This is a genomic window from Vibrio ouci (genome assembly GCF_004551525.1).
GTDB lineage: Bacteria > Pseudomonadota > Gammaproteobacteria > Enterobacterales > Vibrionaceae > Vibrio > Vibrio ouci.
On the sequence record NZ_SATR01000010.1, the window covers coordinates 101,810 to 122,973 of the forward strand.

18 protein-coding genes and 2 pseudogenes are annotated in these 21,164 nt (G+C 45.7%); 7 read left to right on the top strand and 13 right to left on the bottom strand.

The genetic code is table 11. The features are described 5' to 3' along the window. Positions 1 to 23 precede the first annotated feature (23 nt). Positions 24 to 2,114 carry a TonB-dependent receptor gene (locus tag ELS82_RS08780; protein ID WP_134835162.1) on the bottom strand — a complete coding sequence of 697 codons (2,091 nt, stop codon included), beginning with the start codon at positions 2,112 to 2,114 and terminating at the stop codon, positions 24 to 26. Positions 2,115 to 2,470: 356 nt separating this feature from the next. Between ELS82_RS08780 and ELS82_RS08785 the strand changes: the two are divergent. After that, positions 2,471 to 3,195: pseudogene (locus ELS82_RS08785) on the top strand (IS5 family transposase); the annotation flags it as partial. A 193-nt stretch (positions 3,196 to 3,388) separates the two neighbouring features. After that, positions 3,389 to 3,526: pseudogene (locus ELS82_RS08790) on the top strand (thioredoxin-dependent thiol peroxidase); the annotation flags it as partial. Between the two features lie 62 nt (positions 3,527 to 3,588). Here the strand turns inward: ELS82_RS08790 and ELS82_RS08795 are convergent. The 3 genes from ELS82_RS08795 to ELS82_RS08805 all read right to left on the bottom strand — a co-directional run bounded on the left by ELS82_RS08795 (position 3,589) and on the right by ELS82_RS08805 (position 6,958). Beyond that, complete coding sequence (locus tag ELS82_RS08795; RefSeq protein ID WP_134835164.1) at positions 3,589 to 5,460, bottom strand: methyl-accepting chemotaxis protein; 1,872 nt, start codon at positions 5,458 to 5,460, stop codon at positions 3,589 to 3,591. A 205-nt stretch (positions 5,461 to 5,665) separates the two neighbouring features. Next, a complete protein-coding gene (locus ELS82_RS08800; RefSeq protein ID WP_134835165.1) occupies positions 5,666 to 6,730 on the bottom strand; it encodes an AI-2E family transporter in 1,065 nt (354 codons plus the stop codon). Continuing rightward, entirely contained in the window at positions 6,731 to 6,958 is a 228-nt protein-coding gene (locus ELS82_RS08805; RefSeq protein ID WP_134835166.1) for a sulfurtransferase TusA family protein, read from the bottom strand. Between the two features lie 220 nt (positions 6,959 to 7,178). Here ELS82_RS08805 and bepA point away from each other — a divergent pair, with 220 nt between their 5' ends. The 4 genes from bepA to ELS82_RS08825 are packed head-to-tail and all read left to right on the top strand — an operon-like array spanning position 7,179 to position 9,989. Next, a complete protein-coding gene (gene bepA / locus ELS82_RS08810; RefSeq protein WP_134835184.1) occupies positions 7,179 to 8,633 on the top strand; it encodes a beta-barrel assembly-enhancing protease in 1,455 nt (484 codons plus the stop codon). A gap of 17 nt (positions 8,634 to 8,650) precedes the next feature. Then, complete coding sequence (gene arsC, locus ELS82_RS08815; protein WP_053440335.1) at positions 8,651 to 8,995, top strand: arsenate reductase (glutaredoxin); 345 nt, start codon at positions 8,651 to 8,653, stop codon at positions 8,993 to 8,995. Then, the gene (gene wrbA, locus ELS82_RS08820) at positions 8,992 to 9,561 is read left to right on the top strand and encodes an NAD(P)H:quinone oxidoreductase (RefSeq protein WP_134835167.1); all 570 of its coding nucleotides are present in this window, start codon (positions 8,992 to 8,994) and stop codon (positions 9,559 to 9,561) included. The genes arsC and wrbA overlap by 4 nt, the downstream gene beginning before the upstream one ends. 2 nt (positions 9,562 to 9,563) lie before the next feature. Then, complete coding sequence (locus ELS82_RS08825; RefSeq protein ID WP_134835168.1) at positions 9,564 to 9,989, top strand: DUF2069 domain-containing protein; 426 nt, start codon at positions 9,564 to 9,566, stop codon at positions 9,987 to 9,989. A gap of 58 nt (positions 9,990 to 10,047) precedes the next feature. Here ELS82_RS08825 and ELS82_RS08830 read toward each other — a convergent pair whose 3' ends face one another. After that, entirely contained in the window at positions 10,048 to 11,334 is a 1,287-nt protein-coding gene (locus ELS82_RS08830) for a DUF2066 domain-containing protein (protein WP_134835169.1), read from the bottom strand. A 263-nt stretch (positions 11,335 to 11,597) separates the two neighbouring features. On the opposite strand from ELS82_RS08830, the gene ELS82_RS08835 reads away from it, so the two are divergent. Then, positions 11,598 to 12,842, top strand: coding sequence for a uracil-xanthine permease family protein (locus ELS82_RS08835; protein WP_134835170.1), 1,245 nt, complete (start codon positions 11,598 to 11,600; stop codon positions 12,840 to 12,842). Positions 12,843 to 13,000: 158 nt separating this feature from the next. On the opposite strand, the gene ybaK is transcribed toward ELS82_RS08835, so the two are convergent. From ybaK to hemA, 8 genes are all read right to left on the bottom strand, one after another. Beyond that, positions 13,001 to 13,474, bottom strand: a complete 474-nt coding sequence (gene ybaK, locus ELS82_RS08840; RefSeq protein ID WP_134835171.1) for a Cys-tRNA(Pro) deacylase — start codon at positions 13,472 to 13,474, stop codon at positions 13,001 to 13,003. A 99-nt stretch (positions 13,475 to 13,573) separates the two neighbouring features. Then, the gene (ushA, locus tag ELS82_RS08845; RefSeq protein ID WP_134835172.1) at positions 13,574 to 15,235 is read right to left on the bottom strand and encodes a bifunctional UDP-sugar hydrolase/5'-nucleotidase UshA; all 1,662 of its coding nucleotides are present in this window, start codon (positions 15,233 to 15,235) and stop codon (positions 13,574 to 13,576) included. A gap of 451 nt (positions 15,236 to 15,686) precedes the next feature. Then, the gene (gene kdsA, locus ELS82_RS08850; protein WP_053440342.1) at positions 15,687 to 16,538 is read right to left on the bottom strand and encodes a 3-deoxy-8-phosphooctulonate synthase; all 852 of its coding nucleotides are present in this window, start codon (positions 16,536 to 16,538) and stop codon (positions 15,687 to 15,689) included. 45 nt (positions 16,539 to 16,583) lie between these two features. After that, on the bottom strand, positions 16,584 to 17,393 hold the full coding sequence (locus ELS82_RS08855) for a SirB1 family protein (RefSeq protein ID WP_134835173.1): 810 nt from the start codon (positions 17,391 to 17,393) through the stop codon (positions 16,584 to 16,586). A 30-nt stretch (positions 17,394 to 17,423) separates the two neighbouring features. Further along, on the bottom strand, positions 17,424 to 17,807 hold the full coding sequence (locus tag ELS82_RS08860) for a SirB2 family protein (protein ID WP_134835174.1): 384 nt from the start codon (positions 17,805 to 17,807) through the stop codon (positions 17,424 to 17,426). A gap of 12 nt (positions 17,808 to 17,819) precedes the next feature. Next, positions 17,820 to 18,680: a peptide chain release factor N(5)-glutamine methyltransferase gene (prmC, locus tag ELS82_RS08865; RefSeq protein ID WP_134835175.1), complete on the bottom strand. Its 861-nt coding sequence runs from the start codon at positions 18,678 to 18,680 to the stop codon at positions 17,820 to 17,822. A gap of 4 nt (positions 18,681 to 18,684) precedes the next feature. After that, a complete protein-coding gene (prfA, locus tag ELS82_RS08870; protein WP_134835176.1) occupies positions 18,685 to 19,773 on the bottom strand; it encodes a peptide chain release factor 1 in 1,089 nt (362 codons plus the stop codon). A gap of 47 nt (positions 19,774 to 19,820) precedes the next feature. Beyond that, a complete protein-coding gene (hemA, locus tag ELS82_RS08875; protein ID WP_134835177.1) occupies positions 19,821 to 21,077 on the bottom strand; it encodes a glutamyl-tRNA reductase in 1,257 nt (418 codons plus the stop codon). Positions 21,078 to 21,164 lie beyond the last annotated feature (87 nt).

Sequence of the window (21,164 nt, forward strand, 5' to 3'; positions counted from 1 at the left end):
GCTGCCTTATGAATGGCACTGAATTAGAATTTGGCTTCTAAATCCACGCCAAATCGAAGTGGTTCACCATAGGTGCTGTAATCGGTGCCCGCCCAATTGACAGAGTAGGTTTGATACCGCTCATCGGTTAAGTTCGCGCCCCATAAACGGATGGAATAATCGTCGCGGTAAGTGAAATCAAGATTCGCATTCACAATCCAGTATGGGTCTTGGAATTTTTTGCCTTGGCCATCTTGTGCCACATCGCCGTAGTGGCTAACACTCATGCTCGGCGTAAAGCTCCAGTCCTCGCTCAGGTGAGCAAAGTACGTGGTTTCGAGGTGAATATTGTGCTCGGGAGCATACGGGACACGGTTGCCTTGCGCCATGCTGGCCCCGGTGTAACCATCAACTTGGGTGATTTTGGCGTCATTAAAACCAAAGCGTAGCGCCGCTTGCCACGCTTCTGTCAGCAACGCAGAGATTGATCCTTCTATCCCGCGAGAGAGCACTTCCTGTATCGAAGCAATCCGGGTATTGTTCCCCGCATCTGGGTAGGCATATTGGTAATTTTTCACACGAGCATCAAAAAGGTTGATGTTGGCTATCACCGTGCGATCGATCCAGTAACTTTTATAGCCAATTTCCACCACTTCACTGGTCTCAGGCGCATAGGTTTTACCATACCCCAAACGTTGACCCGACGTCGTGGTTTCCTCCGCCATCCAACTGCCACCACCGCTCAAGAGCCCTTCACCATAGCTGGTATACACCGTATGATCGCGACCAAAATCTTTGCTGATTGCAAGCTTGGGCAGGAATTTACCGTAGTCCGTAGAGTAGCTCCCTTGGGTTTGAGCTGGGCTAGAAAACATGTTGTAGAACGCAGAATCAATCTCATAGTTTTCTTTGGTATAACGACCACCAACATTGACCGACCAAGTTGGGGCGAAACGCCATAACGCATCCACATAAGCGGTGTACGTATCGCGACTAAAATCACCCGCCACACGAGTTAAATCCATATTGGTCGCCGTCATTGCCGCACGGTTACGATTGTTCTCCGTGACTTTGTAATAGGCGGCGCCAGCAATCCAGTCCACGGGTAAAGCCCCAGGCGTCGACGTAAGTCTGAATTCTTGGAAGTAATCTTCTTCGTCAAGCCAAGTGTCAACAAGCGACGACATGGCAGTAGGAGTGACCGCCAAATCCGCATCAAATCGCCCATACGTCTTGAGACTCCGATATCCAGTCACCGAACTTAACGCCCACTCAGGGTGGGCATCCCAACCCAGGTTGAGCGCCAATCCTTTCGACGTTTGGTCAAAGAGCCCCTCGACATCCATCGCCGTTTTAAGATCATCGCCTCGATTGGGTTTGGTGGCATCCGGCACATATGGGTACGCCCCGCCTTCCGTTTCGCCATAATCCATGTACAAACTGGCTGACCAGTCAGAGTCCGGTGTCCAATGGAAGCTGATCGCCACGTTGTTTTGGGTTTTGTCGTCAACGGGTTTGCCTAAGTGAGTATTGTCCACAAAGCCATCGCGAGTGAGGTGGTTGATCGCGATTTTTGCACTGAGTTCATCATCAATAATCGCACTGGACGCGAGGACCTGAGCGCTTTTCTCGTTGTAGTTCGCCGCGCCGACTTTGACGTTGGCGGTCGGTTCGTTCGCAGGCTGCTTGGTGGTAATTACAATGATACCGTCGCGAGCATTACTGCCGTATATGTTGCCTTGAGGCCCTCTCAAGAATTCAATCGATTCAACGTCAACCAAGGATAAATTGAGACCGTACAAACTGGTTTGGGGGACGCCATCAACATAAATAGGGACATTGGCCTGCTCTAAGTTCCTCGGTAAGCCACGCACTTGAATGTAATTATAATCGCCCGCAATGTCTGACAACGTCATGTTTGGAATGGTCTTAATCGCGTCAGCGACGGTGCGGTAACGTTGTGTGTTGATGTCTTCTGACGTCAGCACATCCATACTCTGAGGGACGTCTTTGATGTCTTTCTCTACGCGTGCGGCTTGTACGATCACCGTTTCATCCACGCTATCGACGGCGTGTGCAGGCAGCGTCCCAAGGAGCCCCGCGATAACAGCCCCGACCACTGTATAGTTATTCATTATTTATATCTCTGTATATTTATTAATAAAATCGACAAAAAGACTAAATGAATACAATTCTCATTTGAATATCAAAAACATCACGAATGGGAGCAATTTTAGCACTATGGGTTCTCTTGGTTTTTAATGAGGTAGAGAACAACGTCAGACTGAGCGGGCATCAACACCTTTTGCGCGCCATTGTGGCGTTAAGCAGGAATCGATGTTTGAATTCCAAATTGCCTCGATGACCCAAGTGCAAATATTCAGAGTCAATAGCTTTTTCTATCTAAAAGGGGCTTTGTTGCTTAAATCGATGGAACTAGATCAAGAAGCTACGATCTGATCTGGTTACACCCATTAATAGTCGTAGTCTCATGTCTAAACCTCGGTACAAAACAACTAACTGGAAAAAGTACAACAAAGCCTTAATAAATCGTGGCTCTCTGACCTTTTGGATTGATGAAGAAGCGATAGCCGAGAGGAAGCAAAACAAACAAGGCAAGCGTGGTAGACCTCGTCGGTTCGGTGACTTAGCCATTACTACTGCACTGATGGTGAAACGCGTTTTCTCCATGCCATTGAGAGCGCTGTAAGGTTTTCTAGACTCAGTATTTAAGTTGGCTAACATCCCTCTAGTTTGCCAGCACTACACCTGTATAAGCCGTCGAGCTAAGGAAGTTGAGGTTTCATTTAAAACTAAAACCAGAGGTGCGATACAACACCTAGCCATTGATGCCAATGGTCTCAAGGTTTATGACGAAGATGAGTGGAAGGTCAAGAAGCAGGGAACTGATGGGACGCGCAGGGTTTGGCGTAAGCTACATATTGCAGTAGATACCAACACCCACGAAATAGCCGCAGGAGAGTGAGCTTATCTAACGTAACCGATGCCGAAGTGCTTCCCAACTTGCTCAAGCAGACACGTCGCAAAATCATTGAGATATCAGGCGACGGCGATTATGACACAAGGAATTGCCATGAAGTCATACGGTTCAAGCGAGCTGTTCCGCTCATCCCGTCAAGAGAATGAGCGGCCTTCTGGGAACAAGGGCATCCTCGTAACTTAGCGGTAGTTTGCCAGAAGCTCTACGACTCCAACCTTACCTAAGATTTTTATGACATTTTTTCACGTCGAAAGACGGTAAATAGAAGTCAAATTGACAAAAAAAAATGACAACTGCTATATTTGTAGTTAAACAGGAGAAATTATTAACTTAACCCACTATTAAAGAAAGACTTTTCTGGATTTCGTCAAGATTTATGTCCTAGATTTTTTACAAGGGTGGATTATTATGGGCAAAATCTATGACGGTCTGCACCGCATCAGCTTCTTAATCAATGAAGAAGGCGTGATTGAACACGTCTTCAACAAGTTCAAAACCAAGACTCACCATGAAGTGGTGCTTGATTACTTAAACGAAAATAAGTAATTCAACCAATAAAAAAACGCCAGCGATATCGCTGGCGTTTTTGTTTGCCGTATCCAATAAGTTTATACGATGAACTTATTCAAAATTGCATCTTGTTCACGAACATTTTCAGTCTGAACTTGCATCGCCATGTTAGCTTCTTCTGCTGAATCAGCCACTTGAGTCGACAGGTCTTTGATCTTAACCGTATTACTGTTGATCTCTTCTGCCACTAAGCTTTGCTCTTCTGCCGCAGAAGCAATCTGCATGTTCATGTCACTGATACGTTGAATTGCCTCACGGATTCTTTGCAGTGCACCGTCAGCTGCTTGAGCTTTATCAACCGCATCAACCGCAGTGTTCTTACTTTCGTTCATCGCTGCAGACACTGAGCTTGCGCCCGCTTGAAGCTGCTCAATCATACTACGGATTTCCGTTGTCGACTCTTGAGTACGCTGAGCAAGTGTTCTTACTTCATCAGCTACGACCGCAAAGCCTCGACCTGACTCACCCGCACGAGCAGCCTCAATCGCTGCATTGAGTGCCAACAAGTTAGTTTGGTCCGCGATATCATTGATAACCTTCAAGATGGTTTCGATATTTGCCGTTGCTGACTCTAGGCCTTGAACTTCTTCCACCGCCTGATCAATACGGGCTGAAAGCGTATCAATCGACGCTGTAGTATCACTCACAACCGACGAACCATCTTGAGTCGCATCATCCGCTTCTTTCGCTGCGCCCGCTGCACCCTGTGCATTGTTCGCGACTTCTGTTGCGGTCACAGCCATTTCGTTCATCGCCGTTGCAAGTTGCTCAAGCTCTTCAAGCTGACTGCGCATTGCGCTCGCTGAATGTTGCGCACCTTGAACGGTCATTTCAGTACCACGCAGAATTTCAACCCCAATCGCTTTCGATTGTTGAATTTGCGTCTGCAGTGTTTGCGTAAAGGTGTTAAAGCCTTCTGCTAGTTCAGCAAACTCTTTATCGGTATTGGTATCTAGACGCTTGGTCAGGTCACCTTGGCCCGAAGCCACATCTTTAATCGCATCATTCAAGGTAGCTAGTGGACGCATCAACGCTTTGATTAGGAAGCTAAGAATAACGATACTCAGCACTACACCAATTAGGACATAGATAATTGAGCTATTACGCATGTCTGCAATCGCCGCAAATGCGATATCTTCGTCAACAACTGCACCCACATACCAGTTTTCTGATGGCACTTTAGTAAAGCGAACCATTAGGTTCTTACCATCTTGTTCGAAGTGCTGAGCACCTTCTTGTACTTTGGCACTTGGTAAGTATTTTGTCAGGTTTTCGCCATTGTTCGCCGCTTCTGGGTGAGCGATAGTGGTACCGTCAGCCGTGACAATAAATAGGTAACCCGCATCCAACAGGTTGACGCTATTGACGAGGTCTGCCAAACCGCCCAACTCCATGTCGTAGAACATACCAGCCATGAAGCTGCCATTTTCTTTAACAGGCGTACCAATTGAAATGATCACTTTTTTCGAAGAAACGTCGACGTATGGATCTGTTACCACCAAGCGGCCTTGAGCCTTAGCATCTTTAAACCATGGACGAACACGTGGATCATAATCAGGACCGGCTTCCCAACCATCATCATTTTCAACAACGAAACCATCTGCCTCATAACCAAAGCCTACAGCTAGGAAACTGCTTTTGATCTCAGGTTTCTCTAGAATCTCTTTTACTAACTGTCGATTTTGCGGATCAATCTCAATAACCTCGGTGGTTGATTGAGCCAGAGATTTCTTACTTTCCATCTCTGAAACGACGGTGTTTTTCACCCCTTTCACCATCTCAGTAAGACTGGTGTCTACCAGCGCTTCGACTTCCTGTTTAACGGTACTTAGCTGCTGAATAGACAGCAACGTCACGGTAACCAAAAGTAATGCTGAAGAAGCTGCAACGATTTTTTGGCTGAATTTCATAGTATTCCTTTATGTTCGGCAAGCTTGTTATTATTGTTATTAGTATAGTTATCGTCTGACGTAACGTTTACTTAAGAAATTTCTTACACTTTTAAATATAAGTAAATTCCAAAGGGGTGAAAAATGCCAACTGGAGCACAAATAAAAAGCCCCAAGGCAGTTGCCTCGGGGCTTTTTATGTAATCGTTTGCACTTATTTAAAGGGCTAAGTGCTCAGTTCTTCTTCATGGCTAGGGAGCGCATTCCACACCGCTTTCACCAAGGTCGCCAATGGGATAGCGAAAAATACGCCCCAGAATCCCCACAGTCCACCAAACACCAATACCGCGACAATAATCGCCACAGGGTGAAGGTTTACCGCTTCAGAAAACAGCACTGGTACTAATACGTTACCGTCTAGAGCCTGAATAATACCGTAGGCAACAAGCAACCAATAAAACTGAGGCGTAAGACCCCATTGAAATAAGCCGACAATCGCCACAGGCACTGTCACAGCTGCCGCGCCAATGTAAGGAATGAGAACAGAGAAGCCGACCGCTACCGCCAATAGCACAGCATAACGAAGGTCAAGAATGGCAAAGGTAACGTAACTAACACCACCGACGATCAAGATCTCCATCACCTTACCGCGAATGTAGTTAGAGATTTGCTCGTTCATCTCGTGCCACACTTTAGTTGCAAGACGACGATTGCGCGGCAGCATACCACTCGCCATATCGATCATCTCATCTTTATCTTTCAGTAAGAAGAACACTAGCAGCGGCACTAAAATCAAGTAAACGCCCAATGTCGCGAGACTGACTAATGAAGCGAGTGAGCCTTTCACTACAGTCTCACCCATTCCAATCACCTGATTCTTCGCATTGGTCACCAAAGATTCAACGATCTGGAAGTTTTCAAGTTCAGGGTAGCGGTGAGGTAATTCAGAGATCACGCCTTGAAGGCCAACATACATTGACGGAATGTCGTTGATAAGGTTACCAACCTGCTGCCAAATGGTCGGTACTAAACCGAAAATGGCGACTATCATCAGGCTAATAAAGCCAAGGATAACTAGAATGACGGCAAAAGTGCGGGGAATTCCCATACGAGAGAGCTGAACAACCGGCCACTCAAGTAAATAGGCCAGTACAATGGCAACCAATAGAGGTGCAATCAAATTGCCAAAGAAATAAATCGTAATGAAACCAAACAGCAGGATCGCAACTAGGCTCACTGCGTGCGGATCAGAAAAACGTCGTTTATACCAACGACTCACCATTTCAAACATTCAACTAGGTTCCTTAATCACTTGCATACGGTAATAGCCATTCATCTCTTCACATGTCAGGCTAAACAAGTGGTTATGAAGAAATCGGGTAATATCTTTCATCGAATTAGAATCGGACACTAAGATTTGAGTTTGCTCACCAACGCTCAATCCTTTTGTGTGACGCTTAGCAAGTAAAAGCGCCATAGGACACCGCTCTTGGCGTAAATCCAAAATATTAGGTTCCATTCTTTCGCCCGATGCATATTATTACGGCTAGATATTGTATAGTGTTTTTTTGCATGCGTCAGTGTAAATAGTCTGTGTGAAGTCACTACTCTGACCTGACAACTGAATTCGAAGCTGGGATTGGAAACCATCTTGACTCTACGCTGTCCAAGCGTATACCCACCTTGTTAGTATAGACCTAACCCTAGGTGAAGAATTAATGGAGTATCATCTTTCATATATGTTTAAACGTACGCGTTCATTAGTCTGCCTATGTGTCGCAGCGGCTTTAAGCACACCTGCCCCATCACTCGCAAACAGTTTGGATTTGCCAGATATCGGTACGACTGCAAGTAGCACACTCACCATTGACCAAGAAATTCAATATGGTGATGCGTATATGCGCATGATTCGTGCGAGTCAGCCCATCGTGAACGACCCGGTACTGAATGAGTATATTGATAGCTTAGGGCATCGATTGGTTGCCAACGCATCGGATGTAAAAACCCCGTTCACCTTCTTTATGATCCGCGATAGAAACATTAACGCATTTGCCTTCTTTGGTGGCTATGTTGCGTTGCATTCAGGTTTGTTTCTTCATGCACAAAGTGAAAGTGAACTGGCCTCCGTTGTTGCCCACGAAATCGCTCACGTGACGCAAAGACACCTAGCTCGAAGCATGGAAGAGCAAGCAAGACGCTCCCCTGCCACTATGGCCGCGCTTGCCGGTGCTTTATTGCTTGCGATAGCCTCTCCTGAGGCGGGTATGGCCGCGATTACCGCAACCACAGCTGGCAACATGCAAGGCCGAATCAACTATACCCGAAGCAATGAGAAAGAAGCCGATCGCTTTGGTATTAATACCCTAGCTAAAGCGGGCTTCGATGTGAATGCCATGCCTCGATTCTTCGGCCGACTTGCTGATGAATACCGCTATGCAAGTAAGCCGCCGCCGATGCTGCTGACTCACCCATTACCCGAAGACCGTATTACTGACAGTCGTGCCCGAGCGCAAAATTACCCAGCGAGAAGAGTCGATCCTTCGCTGAATTACCATTTAGCACGTGCACGTATCGTGGCTCGCTATGCAGGCATTGAGAGCAAAGCCGCGCAAGATTGGTTTAAACGCACGCAAAAGAAAGTCGCACCAAATCTAAAAGTCGCCTTCGAATATGGTAAAGCACTGGTCTATCTAGATAACAACCAGCTTGATCAAGCCGCCGTCATTTTGAATGACCTTATCAAGCAAGATCCTCACAACCTGTTTTATTTAGACGCGATGTCCGATCTGTATATCGCACAAAAACAAGCGGGTAAAGCAGAGAGCCTGCTAAAACAAGCATTGAAGTCAGCACCTAACAATGCAGTTATCACGATTAACTACGCCAACGCATTACTCAAACAAGAGAAAAATGAAGAAGCGGTAAAAGTGCTCCAGCGATACACTCACGACAACCCGAAAGATGTCAATGGCTGGCACTTACTTTCAGAAGCAAACATCCACTTAGGTAAAAGTGATGAAGATTTGGCTGCTCGCGCCGAAATCCTCGCATTAAAAGCTAACTGGAACAAAGCGATTCAATACTATACCCAAGCAAGTCAACTGGCTGAGCTGGGAAGCTTAAAACAAGCAAGATACGATGCCCGCATTGACCAGCTAATGGTTCAGCGCGATCGCTTCTTAGCCTTACAATAATAAATGGAGAAACTGCCATGTCAGTCGTGATTTATCACAACCCTCGCTGTTCAAAGAGCCGTCAAACACTTGCACTGCTTGAAGAAAAAGGCATTCAACCTGAAATCATCAAATACTTAGAATCTGCACCAAGTGTAGAACAGCTAAAAGAGCTAATGTCTCAGCTAGAGCTTACTGACGTTCGCGATATGATGCGTACTAAAGAAGATATCTACAAAGAGCTTGAGCTAAAAACGGCCGATGATGAAACGCTATTTAAAGCGATGAGCGAAAATCCAAAACTGATTGAACGCCCTATCGTGGTTGCCAACGGTAAAGCGAAACACGGCCGTCCGCCGGAGCAAGTTCTCGACATTCTATGATGTGCCAAATCGTCATCCTCTATTACAGCCGACACGGTGCGACACAGTCTGTAGCTAGGCAGATTGCTCGAGGGGTGGAGTCCATCCCTCAGTGTGAAGCATTACTGCGTACCGTTGACGAGCTAGAGGGGGAATCCAGCGCTCAAGATCCCGTTATTTGTCTTGAAGAGCTCAAGCACTGCGATGGTTTAGCACTAGGCAGCCCAACTTGGTTTGGTAATATGGCTGCGCCACTGAAACACTTTTGGGACAAAACAACGCCATTGTGGTTATCCGGTGATTTAATCGATAAGCCAGCGTGTGTGTTTACCTCCTCATCCAGTTTACACGGTGGGCAAGAAACAACTTTACACACCATGATGCAACCTCTACTGCATCACGGCATGATGATTCTTGGTATTCCCTATTCGGAGCCAAAGCTTCACTCGACACAAAGTGGCGGAACCCCTTATGGCGCAAGTACAATCAGCTCGTTAGGCGGTAAGCTTAGTGACGATGAAATAGTACTTGCTCAGCAACTTGGTAAACGCTTGGCAAATGCTGCATTAAAAATGAAGGAACGATAGATATGCACGAGATGCAACCGACCACAAAGCTATACCGCCTGTTAGCCTTGTTTGGCAACCTTGCACTGCTTGCTTGGATAGCTCTTTGGCAACTGTCGCTTTCTCCACATCCACATATCAGCAGTACGACGCTAGCCATCGCATGGGCGGTGCCGCTATTACTTCCTCTACCAGGTATTTTAGTTGGCAAGCCATACACTCATGCATGGGCGAACTTTGTTCTTATGCTTTATTTCTTGCATGGCTTCACCATTTTATGGGTCGATGACGGTGAACGCTGGCTGGCTGTGGTTGAGATACTACTGACAACGATCGCCTTCTTTGGCAACATTCTTTATGCCCGAGCAAGAGGTAAAGAGTTAGGCATGAAGCTAAAGCGCCTTTCTAAAGTAGAGAAAGAAGAAAAATCGCGATTTGAGTCTGAGTAACAAATTACAAATACAAAAAAGGGTCTGGACTTCCAGACCCTTTTTCTTTAATCAATATTTATTCTGCAGAGCTTTCTTCTTGAATAACAGACTCCACATCACTTTCTGCCGAATCCGAATCAATCACAATCTCTCCTTCAATCTTAGGCGCAACATATACATACGGCTTACCTTGCCATTCATAGACTAAGATTTGCTCAGCCGGAACTAATGGTGCTGTCGGAGTATTTACTGTCTCTAGCGAGGTCGTCGAATCTGTTGACTGTGCATTCGATTCTACCTCGCCTTGAGCAGACTCTGGCGTTGCTTCAAATGCTGGTTCTACTGGTTCAGTAATCACAACTAACGGCGTTTCAACAACACTTTCAAGCTGCTTAATTGGGCCAGCGCGTAGTACTTCTTGCTTAAATTCTTCTGGAGAAGAGAGCAAGTGCACGTTAAAGGTCACCTCGTTGCCTTGAATCTTCAGAATATCGATGGAAGCGACTGAGCTCAATTTCTTGAGCTTGTTCTCTAAAGTGAAGAAACCAACCGCGTCACTCAATTCGGTAAAGCGAACTTTGATCGCCTCAGATGATTCATTGGCAACAACAACAGCAGTCTTCTTCGCGTAGTAGTCACTAAGTTGATTGACCATCTTAACCGCTGCATCTTCACCATTATTTGAGCCCGATAACGGCGCCTGACGAGTCACACCAATTGTCGCTGGTTTTTGATCGTAAAGCGTCCAACGCAGTGAATTACCTTGCGCTTTTACTACCAGTACCGCATCGACAGGGTAACGCTGACTCGCAGCGCCTACTGGTTGGATGAAACCACCCCATAAATCAGAAACTGCAACGCCTGTAATATCATCGAAATCGCCTACTGGCACTGTCAACGGAAGCCCGCGCTTATCAGCCTGACTTTTAAGCTGTTCGAGTACTGCCGAAGGTGAGTGTTCCCAGATAATGTTTCGGTCTGTTTGTTCTTCAACCAACCAAACAAGAATATTGGCACGGGCTGCAGGCCAGACTGGAAGTTGAGCTTGGCTGAGAAGAGAACGAATATGCGGCGCACTAAAGCCCATTCGTAAAGTTTGTTCTCCGTCCAACTGACCATAACTGATCTGGGTTAGATATTGACTGTTCTGTCTTAACGCTTTTTTGACCACTTCATTAGCTACTGCATCACGGTCACCTGAAGCTCGAACAATTACTTCTTTCATACCTTCGATTCGTGCTTGTGCATCGGCATTTTTAGCCTCTTGATCAAGCACTACTTCTGAACGGTACAAATCTACATTGGTCAAAGCCATAGCAGGTAATGTAACCAGCCCTAAAACCAACAAAGCTAAATGGCGCATACTTTTCCTAAGATCAATTTACTACTCTTTAAAAGCTGATGATAAGCAACTATCGCCAACGGGGCAACTAAAGGACTACTGCCGCTTCAAAAATCTAGCCTTCCGCTGATAACCCATTGAGCCATTCAATCGATTAATCGCCAAATATTTGATCCAGTTCGAATTGCAATCGTTTGGCACAATGATAAAATCCCGCGAATTTTATTTTTGCCAAACAGATTAGCAAAGTCTGTTTTTATCCAGCCATATAAAGGAATAACAATATGAAAAATGCCATTCAAGGTGCACAAATGCTATTTGTCGCATTCGGTGCATTGGTGTTGGTACCTCTACTCACCGGATTAGACCCAAGCGTTGCTTTATTTGGTGCTGGCGTCGGAACCCTTCTTTTCCAACTTGTAACCCGTCGCAGCGTACCAATTTTCCTTGCATCTTCTTTCGCATTTATTGCCCCTATTCTTTATGGCGTACAAACATGGGGCGTGCCTGCCACAATGGGTGGCTTAATGGCTGCAGGCTTTGTCTACGTTGCAATGGGCGCGCTAATTAAAGTACGTGGTGTAGAAATCATTCACAGACTACTGCCACCAGTCGTCGTAGGCCCAGTGATTATGGTGATTGGTTTAGGGCTTGCACCTGTTGCGGTTAACATGGCGCTTGGCAAGGTTGATGGTACACAAGTTATTGATGCGGATGCGTCATTAGTCATTTCAATTGCTTCATTACTAACAACTATTGTTCTCAGTGTCTTTGCGAAAGGCTTCTTAAAGCTGACACCGATTCTAGGTGGTATTGTTGTCGGTTACTGTCTAAGCCTTGGCTACGGTATTGTTGACTTCACCCCTGTTCAGCAAGCAGCTTGGTTTGCACTGCCTAACTTTACATTCCCTGAATTCAACATCAACGCAATCCTATTTATGATCCCAGTTGCGATTGCACCGGCGGTTGAGCACGTTGGTGACATGTTGGCGATTTCAAACGTAACAGGTAAGAACTACATTAAGAAGCCTGGCCTACACCGCACCATCACTGGTGACGGGGTGGCAACCATTGCGGCATCTATGGTAGGTGCGCCGCCAAATACGACTTATTCAGAAGTAACCGGTGCGGTGATGCTTACTAAAGCTTTTAACCCTGTGATCATGACTTGGGCTGCAGTTTCTGCCATCGTACTGGCACTGGTTGGTAAACTTGGCGCAGTACTGCAAACCATCCCAATGCCAGTGATGGGCGGTATCATGATTCTGCTGTTTGGTTCGATTGCAACGGTTGGTCTAAACACTTTAATTAAGAACAACGTCGACCTACACAAGTCACGTAACCTTGTTATCGTCGCTATCACGCTAGTATTTGGTATCGGTGGCATGGCGTTCGGTGTTGGCGAGTTCAGCCTTCAGGGTGTGAGTCTATGTGGTATCGTGGCAATTCTGCTTAACCTAATCCTGCCAAGAGATTTAGGTGAGAACCATGTCGTAGATAATGCGCAGATGGAAGAAGAAACGAAGTAGATTCGATTCCAGATAAATATATTGAGAGGGTTGGTGCTTAGTGCCAACCCTTTTTTATTGCTGTTATTTTGAGACAGGGCATAAACTTTAAGTGAGCAAGAAACTGGATGAGATTCCCTACTCGCTCCTTCGTCACTCTATGGAATGACTGCAGGTGATTAAATACATAACTCCGCAAACTGGCCGCGTGTCAGCATCACTAAATCTTGTGGTGCAAGCTCAATCTCTAAGCCTCGCTTACCCGCACTGACACATATCGTCTCTAACGCTTGCGCACTTTGATGAATAAACGTTGGTAGCGCTTTCTTTTGCCCCAGTGGACTAATACCGCCAACAACATATCCGGTCGTCTTCTGTGCGATGTCAGGGTTAGCCATTTCTGCCTTTTTCGCTTTAGCGGCTTTAGCGGCTTGCTTAAGATTGAGCTTATGGTCGACAGGAATAATCGCAACAGCAAGATTTTTCGGCTCACCATTTAGGCTAAACAGTAACGTCTTAAAAACTATCGCCGGATCTTGCCCCAGTACTTCAGCTGCCTCTAACCCATAGCTGTCAGCGCGTGGGTCATGTTCATATTGGTGGATAGTGTGGGTGATTTTTTTCTTCTTAGCGAGATTGATAGCAGGAGTCATGCTCCCTCCTGATTGCAACAAACAAAGGTAATGAAAACAAAAAGCGCCACTCCGAAGAGTAGCGCTTTAGCTTAATGAGATTTATAAGTTTGAGTCAACTTACTTGTAAACCATTTCACCAGATGGTGCGTATTTGTTTACGTCTACTGGGCTGTTAGCTTCTAGGTACTCTTTTAGTACTTCAGCGTCTACGAAACCAGTGTTAACGTAACCTGGGTGGCCAGTCAGTTTAGGGTAACCGTCACCACCAGCTGCGTTGTAGCTAGGCACTGTAAAGCGGTACGTTTCGTCTAGACGAAGCTGCTTACCACCGATGAATACGTTAGATACTTCACCGTTTGCCACTGTCATTGAAATACCAGCGAACTGAGCGTAAGCACCAGAATCAACAGGCTTAGTTGCAACAACGTTTAGGTAATCCATAACTTCTTTACCAGACATATCTGTGTAAGTCAGGATGTTTGCAAATGGTTGTACTGTTAGTACGTCTTTGTATGTTACGTCACCTGCTTCAATAGAGTCACGTACACCACCAGAGTTCATTACAGCAAAGTCAGCTTTTGCACGCTCCATGTGAGCAGTTGCAATTAGACGACCTAGGTTAGTCTGCTGGAAACGAACTACGTTACGGTCGCCTTCTAGCTTACCGTTAGTTTCAGCAATCTTAACATTAAGCTGCGCTTGGCCTTGCTCTTGGTAAGGACGTAGGAATTCAAGTAGCTGTTCGTCTTGCTTGATTTCATCTTCGATTAGAACACGTTGTTTCTTACCGTCGATCTTAACTTTCTTCTTCAGGTTCACAGGGATCAGGTCGTAGCTTACCATTTCAAGTTCGCCGTTACGGAATTCGTAATCTGCACGACCTACGTATTTACCCCACTCGTGAGCCTGAACGATGTAAGTACCGTTTTGCATGTCTGGTTTACATTCGTCAGAAGGCTTGAAGTTTTTCTTAACAACGTTCGGCGCTTCCATACATACAGGCTCTTGAGAGTGACCACCAACGATCATATCTAGAGAACCTTCATCTACGTAACGTGCTAGAGCAACGTCACCCGGCGCGTTTACGCCACGCTTGCCATCTTCGTAGTGACCCATGTGCGTCACAGCAAAGATTAGATCTGGTTTTTCAGTTTTCTCAAGTTCCGCGATTAAAGCCTTCGCTTCTACTTTAGGGTCGCGGAAGTCTACGCCACCGATAAACTCTGGGTTACCGATTTTAGCTGTATCTTCAGTTGTTAGACCGATAACCGCGATTTTGATGCCTTGCTTGTTGAACATCTGGTAAGCCTGGAACATACGCTCGCCAGTCTTTTTGTCGTAGATGTTCGCTGAAAGCATTGGGAAGTTAGCCCACTCTTTCTGCTTGAATAGAACTTCTAGAGGATTATCGAACTCGTGGTTACCCAGTGCCATTGCATCGTAACCAATCTTGCTCATACCTTTGAAATCTGGTTCAGCATCTTGAAGATCTGACTCTGGAACACCTGTGTTGATGTCACCACCAGATAGTAGTAGTGAACTACCACCTTCTGCAGCGATTTCAGCGCGTAGCTCGTCAATTAGCGTCTTACGAGCAGCCATGCCGTACTCGCCATATTTGTTCTGCCAGAAGCGACCGTGGTGGTCATTGGTGTGAAGAACTGTCAGCTTGTAAGTTTTATCTGCTTCCCACTCATGCTGAGGTGCTGTTGCACAACCAGCTAGAGTTGCCAGGATTGCTGCGCTAATTGCGCTTTTTACGATCAGGCCTTGCTTCATTGTCATACCTTTTGAACTTTTTGGGGTTTCCACTGCTTTTAACACTACTCTCTTGGAATAGACATACGCGGAAGATTGCGCATCAAGAAAGTAGTAAAACTTGAACTAGTTTAAATTAACCTTAATAACGTGACAGCCTGATTTCATATTTATGTCGGATTGATCACCTTAATCTCATATCGAATGTGTAACAAACCATCAAAATTGCACTTGTACTCATAAATGATCACAAGCAAACGTTTTCATGTGCTTTCGAGTGGTTTGTGAGGTTGGTTAACCATTCAACAGATTATGATAACGCTAAAAGAATTCTCTTCGCTTTCAGTGAGTTATTGTTACGTTATAACATCCCAGGCTGATATCTAATTCGCTGATAATTCACTTTTGTTGGTATGTTTGAGGTATAAAAAAAGCCGGCTAAATGCCGGCTTTCTCGAACCATAAATAAGGCTTACTTAATGTCGATGTGGTCAAAACCTTTGATCAGATCATCCAGTGCTTTCATTTGCGCTAGGAACGGTTCCAGTTTATCAAGCGGCAGTGCCGATGGGCCATCACAACGAGCCTGATCTGGATTCGGGTGCGCTTCAATAAATAGACCTGCGATACCTGTCGCGAGACCTGCTTTTGCCAATTCAACAGTTTGCTCACGACGACCGCCTGATGCGGCACCTGAAGGATCACGCATTTGCAGTGAGTGCGTTACATCAAAGATGATTGGGCTGCCGTTAGATGCTTTCTTCATCACACCAAAACCAAGCATGTCTACGACTAGGTTATCGTAACCATGGCAAGAGCCACGCTCACATAAGATGATGTTGTCGTTACCACACTCGCTAAACTTATCAACGATGTTGCCAACTTGACCTGGGCTCATGAACTGAGGTTTCTTCACGTTGATTACCGCACCAGTTTTCGCCATCGCTTCAACAAGATCTGTTTGACGTGCAAGAAATGCTGGAAGCTGAATAACGTCAACTACGTCTGCAACTGGCTGTGCTTGTGCTTCTGTGTGAACATCCGTGATGATCTTTACACCAAAAGTATCTTTTAACTCTTGGAAGATTTTCATACCTTCTTCAAGGCCAGGGCCACGGTAAGAGTGAACAGAACTGCGGTTAGCTTTATCGAAAGACGCTTTGAATACGTAAGGAATGCCCAGTTTTTCTGTCACTTTTACGTAGTGCTCACAAATCTGCATCGCAAGATCACGAGATTCTAGAACGTTCATACCTGCAAACAACGTGAATGGCTTGTCGTTCGCTACAGGAATATCACCAACATGAACAATTTTCTGTTCCATTTTCTTCTCTCTATTTTGTGTAGTGCCAACTTTTACGGGCTGGGCTTAATGTAAGGTAACTTGAGTGTTGCTCATTGCTGACACTTGATTCTTTAGCAGTTCAGCAGCAGGGTCATCGGGACACTGGTCAATAAAAAACTGGTAATCCGTTAACGCAATCTGATGGCAATCTAATTGCTGATAGATAAACCCTCGATCGCGAATCTCATAAGGGTCATCAGGCACAAACGTTAAGGCTAAATCAGTACATTTCAACGCCAAAGTATAGCGCTCTTCACGCAGTAGAGCACTTTTCAGTAGCGCCAGCCAACGGCCAATAACTGTTGGATTGTCCGTTTCCTCAAGATGCTTTGATTCTAACTTGGCTAATGGGCCTTTGTGGCCGATCATCCATGCATTTAAGGTGTGTTCAGAAACATACTCGCCATTAAATGGGTTGATATAGAGCGGCTTCTCACCGTACCACTCCAACTTGAGCAAAAACTGAGTTGGGAAAGTCACCCCCACCAAAGGGAAACCAAGCTTACGAGCGACAAATAACAGTATCGCGCCGAGGCTCACGGGAATGCCTTTACGCTGCTCAAGAACCTTGTCGATAAAGCCATTTTCTGAACGAAAGTAACTGTCTCTATCTCCTTGGAATTCCCATTCGTAGTAGAACAGGCGAAGAAGTGACTCAAAGCGCTGCTTTTCATTTACCTCATGCGATAAAGCTAATTCAGCCTCGCGAACTAATCGGTTTAGTTCAGCTTCAGCCCATTCAACTTCTGTCTGAGGAGAAATCGCTTTGTTCAATGCTAGAGCACCTTGTGCGAGCTCCATAGCATCAAAATCTTCATCAAATAACTCAAGCATATTGGCTATTAGACCTTCTTAACCAAATCATTAACCGAAGAACATCGGCGTTTTGCTCACAGCCACTTTGCCAGCCATCGCTAACCAACCAAGAGCGCCGAAGAATGAGAATGTTTGAAGCAATTTGTTCTTACCCAGCTTCAAGGCAAAAAAGCCCAGTGCAATGTATGCCAGTACGCAGGTAATCTTCTCTGTTAACCAAGGAGCTGCTGGCGTGAAAGGAATAAACCCAGTGATAAAGATCAAACCAATACCTGATAGTAATAGAGCGGTATCATTAATATGAGGGAACACCTTAAAGAACTTTTTCTCTAATAGGCTTGAGTTTGCCATCTTCATTGCAAAGCGCACCGACAGTAAGGTCGCGCTGATTGCGATAGTTAGCAGGTGGAAATGTTTTAAACCTTCGTACATTGTTATTCTCTCTTACTTCAGTGATGAAAACTGACCAATCGTTACTCGGTCGTTGTCACCATAGTCCTTGTAGGTTGCCACTTGGTCATAACCAAGCGATCGTAATAATTCTCTGACAGGCTCACCTTGTTCGAAGCCATGCTCAAACATCAGCCAGCCATTATCCATTAAGTAATCTCGAGCTTGTGTGGCGATATGTCTAATATCTGCCAAGCCTTTTTCATCTGCCACTAACGCGCTCAATGGTTCAAAACGAACATCACCTTGCGTTAGATGCGGATCTTCTTTCTCGATATAAGGAGGATTTGACACAATCAAAGCAAACTCTGTACCAGCGGCAAGTGGCTCAAACCAACTGCCCGCAAGAAATTGAGTGTTGCTAAGATTCAATGCACTTGCGTTACTTTGTGCCAATTGCTGTGCATCTTCCTTAAGATCGATTCCGGTTACTTGTCGCTGCGGTAGCTCTGATGCCAGCGCCAACGCGATTGCCCCCGTCCCAGTACCAAGATCTAAAATGTCGCCTTCCATTTGCATCGCTTTATCTAACGCGATTTCAACCAGACGTTCAGTGTCAGGTCTCGGGATCAAAGTGGTTGGAGAAACTTTTAGCGGCAATGACCAAAACTCGCGCTCGCCAACGATATAAGCGACAGGTTCACCCGTTAGGCGACGCTGCAGCAAATCATCAAACGCAGCAAGTTGCTGAGCATCTAAGATTTTGTCAGGCCAAGTAAGAAGAAATGAGCGAGGCTTGTCGAGTGCATGGCAAAGAAGCACCGCGGCATCAAGAGAGGGCGAATCACTGCCACTCTCTTGAAGTTGCTGTACGGCCTGTTTTAGTGTGTATTCAACACTGTTTTCAGCCGGCATTGGATTAGTTGTTCTCTGCTAGAGCAGCCAGCTGATCAGCTTGGTGCTCTTGGATTACCGGATCAACTAAGCTTGATACGTCCCCTTCCATCACTTCGTTTAGACGGTAGATGGTCAGGTTAATACGGTGGTCGGAAACACGGCCTTGCGGGTAGTTGTACGTACGGATACGGTCACTACGGTCACCAGAGCCCAGTAGGTTACGACGTGTATCAGACACTTCCGCAGCACGCTTCGCTTCTTCTGCTTGGATAATACGCGCAGCAAGAACCGCCATCGCTTTCGCTTTGTTCTTATGTTGAGAACGCTCGTCCTGACACTCTACAACCGTACCGGTTGGTAAGTGGGTAATACGAATTGCAGAATCGGTGGTGTTAACGTGCTGACCACCCGCGCCTGATGCACGGAAAGTATCAATTTTAAGGTCTGCCGCTTTGATTTCTGGGATTTCCGCTTCTGGGATTTCCGCCATAACTGCAACGGTACACGCAGAGGTATGTACTCGGCCTTGAGATTCAGTTGCTGGTACACGCTGAACACGGTGACCACCTGACTCAAACTTAAGCACGCCGTATGCACCATCACCAGACACTTTAGCAATCATCTCTTTGTAACCGCCATGCTCTGATTCGTTAGAAGACATCACTTCTACGCGCCAGCCTTTCTTCTCAGCGAACTTACTGTACATACGGAATAGATCGCCAGCAAAGATACCCGCTTCATCACCGCCCGCACCGGCACGGATCTCTAGGAAACAGTTACGGTCATCGTTAGGATCTTTTGGAAGAAGTAAGATTTGAAGTTCATCATTTAGGCGCTCAATGGTTTCTTTCGCGTCTTTGATCTCTTCTTGCGCCATTTCACGCATTTCTTCATCATCTTCTTTTGCCATTTCTTCAGCGGCAACAAGATCTTCCTGAGCTTGCTGATAAGCTTGGAAACACTTAGTCACTTCTTCAAGCTGAGAGTACTCTTTAGATAGCGCACGGAATTTATCTTGGTTTCCAATTACATCTGGATCACCAAGTAGATGTTGAACTTCTTCGTAACGCTCAACTAGGGTTTCTAGCTTAGTTAAAATAGAGGCTTTCATAGTTTTCTTTAACTCAGGGGTTTGATGAAGTCTGTCGCTCTTAGTTACTAAGAGTTGTCCAGACCTAAACTTTGTCTAATAGTGGCAAGCTTGGCTGGCTCACCATGCTCTGCAGCACTTTGTAATGCTCTGGTCGGCGCATGAATTAATTTGTTAGTCAGCTTATTGCTCAGCTCTAACAATACCTTTTCTGCATCAGCGCCCGCTGCAAGGGACTGTAAACTTTTATTCAACAAGTCTTCGCGAATTTCATTGGCTGATTGGCGGTATTCTCGAATACTATCCACCGCTTGTAGTGAACGCATCCAAGACATGAATGCCGCACTTTCTTCACTGACAATCGCTTCCGCTTGAATGGCTTCGACTTTGCGCTGTTCGATGTTGCTATCGACGATCGATTGAAGGTCATCAACCGAATATAAGTAAGCGTCATTGAGCTCACCGACTTGCGACTCAATATCGCGAGGAACGGCAATATCAACCAACAGCATCGGTTGGAATCGTCTCGCTTTAAGCGCTGATTCCACCATACCTTTACCAATAATAGGTAACGGGCTAGCCGTCGAACTGATGACAATGTCTGCGCGCGCTAAATGTTCTGGAATCTCTGGTAGACCAATAACTTCAGCGCCAAACTGCTCGGCAAGCGGCATTGCGCGCTCTTTAGTTCGGTTGGCAACAATCATCTTGGTGCAACCATTACCCGCTAAATGTTTAGCAACCAATTCAATGGTTTCACCCGCACCGACCATTAATACCGTCGACTGCTCTAATGATTCAAAGATGTGTTTCGCTAAAGTACACGCAGCATAAGCGACAGAAACAGCGTTACCACCGATATCAGTTTCAGTACGAACTCGCTTAGCAACCGAGAAAGCTTTTTGAAATAGCTTCTCCATCGCGGAGTCTACCGCTTTATGGTCGCGAGAGTCCGAATACGCTTGTTTGACTTGGCCCAAAATCTGAGGTTCACCCAGCACCAATGAATCTAGCCCACAAGACACTCGCATGAGATGACGGATAGCCGCCTGCTCTTCATGGATATAGAGGCTTGGTTTAAGATCTTCTGGACTAACTTGATGAAATTGAGACAACCAATCGATGACTTTTGTTTTCGTACCGTTTCTTACATCACAGTAAATCTCGGTGCGGTTACAAGTAGAGACAACCACACTGCCGTTTACCAGTGGGTTTTCGCCAAGCTGTTTTAACGCTTCAGGTAACTTTTCCGGGCCAAATGCGACTTTTTCACGCAGTTCGACTGAGGCCGTATTATGATTGATACCTATAGCAAGCAAAGACATGTATCGAGGGTTCTCTGAATCAGATAATGGATAAATAGGGACGGAATTTTACTTGATGACCCCGTTTATTGAAAGGGGAATCCCGAT

What these genes read in the sequence shown, in the direction of transcription:
- ELS82_RS08780 (WP_134835162.1), bottom strand. Translation starts at nt 2,114, where the DNA reads ATGAATAACTATACAGTGGTCGGGGCTGTTATCGCGGGGCTCCTTGGG.
- ELS82_RS08795 (WP_134835164.1), bottom strand. Translation starts at nt 5,460, where the DNA reads ATGAAATTCAGCCAAAAAATCGTTGCAGCTTCTTCAGCATTACTTTTG.
- ELS82_RS08800 (WP_134835165.1), bottom strand. Translation starts at nt 6,730, where the DNA reads ATGTTTGAAATGGTGAGTCGTTGGTATAAACGACGTTTTTCTGATCCG.
- ELS82_RS08805 (WP_134835166.1), bottom strand. Translation starts at nt 6,958, where the DNA reads ATGGAACCTAATATTTTGGATTTACGCCAAGAGCGGTGTCCTATGGCG.
- bepA (WP_134835184.1), top strand. Translation starts at nt 7,179, where the DNA reads ATGTTTAAACGTACGCGTTCATTAGTCTGCCTATGTGTCGCAGCGGCT.
- arsC (WP_053440335.1), top strand. Translation starts at nt 8,651, where the DNA reads ATGTCAGTCGTGATTTATCACAACCCTCGCTGTTCAAAGAGCCGTCAA.
- wrbA (WP_134835167.1), top strand. Translation starts at nt 8,992, where the DNA reads ATGATGTGCCAAATCGTCATCCTCTATTACAGCCGACACGGTGCGACA.
- ELS82_RS08825 (WP_134835168.1), top strand. Translation starts at nt 9,564, where the DNA reads ATGCACGAGATGCAACCGACCACAAAGCTATACCGCCTGTTAGCCTTG.
- ELS82_RS08830 (WP_134835169.1), bottom strand. Translation starts at nt 11,334, where the DNA reads ATGCGCCATTTAGCTTTGTTGGTTTTAGGGCTGGTTACATTACCTGCT.
- ELS82_RS08835 (WP_134835170.1), top strand. Translation starts at nt 11,598, where the DNA reads ATGAAAAATGCCATTCAAGGTGCACAAATGCTATTTGTCGCATTCGGT.
- ybaK (WP_134835171.1), bottom strand. Translation starts at nt 13,474, where the DNA reads ATGACTCCTGCTATCAATCTCGCTAAGAAGAAAAAAATCACCCACACT.
- ushA (WP_134835172.1), bottom strand. Translation starts at nt 15,235, where the DNA reads ATGAAGCAAGGCCTGATCGTAAAAAGCGCAATTAGCGCAGCAATCCTG.
- kdsA (WP_053440342.1), bottom strand. Translation starts at nt 16,538, where the DNA reads ATGGAACAGAAAATTGTTCATGTTGGTGATATTCCTGTAGCGAACGAC.
- ELS82_RS08855 (WP_134835173.1), bottom strand. Translation starts at nt 17,393, where the DNA reads ATGCTTGAGTTATTTGATGAAGATTTTGATGCTATGGAGCTCGCACAA.
- ELS82_RS08860 (WP_134835174.1), bottom strand. Translation starts at nt 17,807, where the DNA reads ATGTACGAAGGTTTAAAACATTTCCACCTGCTAACTATCGCAATCAGC.
- prmC (WP_134835175.1), bottom strand. Translation starts at nt 18,680, where the DNA reads ATGCCGGCTGAAAACAGTGTTGAATACACACTAAAACAGGCCGTACAG.
- prfA (WP_134835176.1), bottom strand. Translation starts at nt 19,773, where the DNA reads ATGAAAGCCTCTATTTTAACTAAGCTAGAAACCCTAGTTGAGCGTTAC.
- hemA (WP_134835177.1), bottom strand. Translation starts at nt 21,077, where the DNA reads ATGTCTTTGCTTGCTATAGGTATCAATCATAATACGGCCTCAGTCGAA.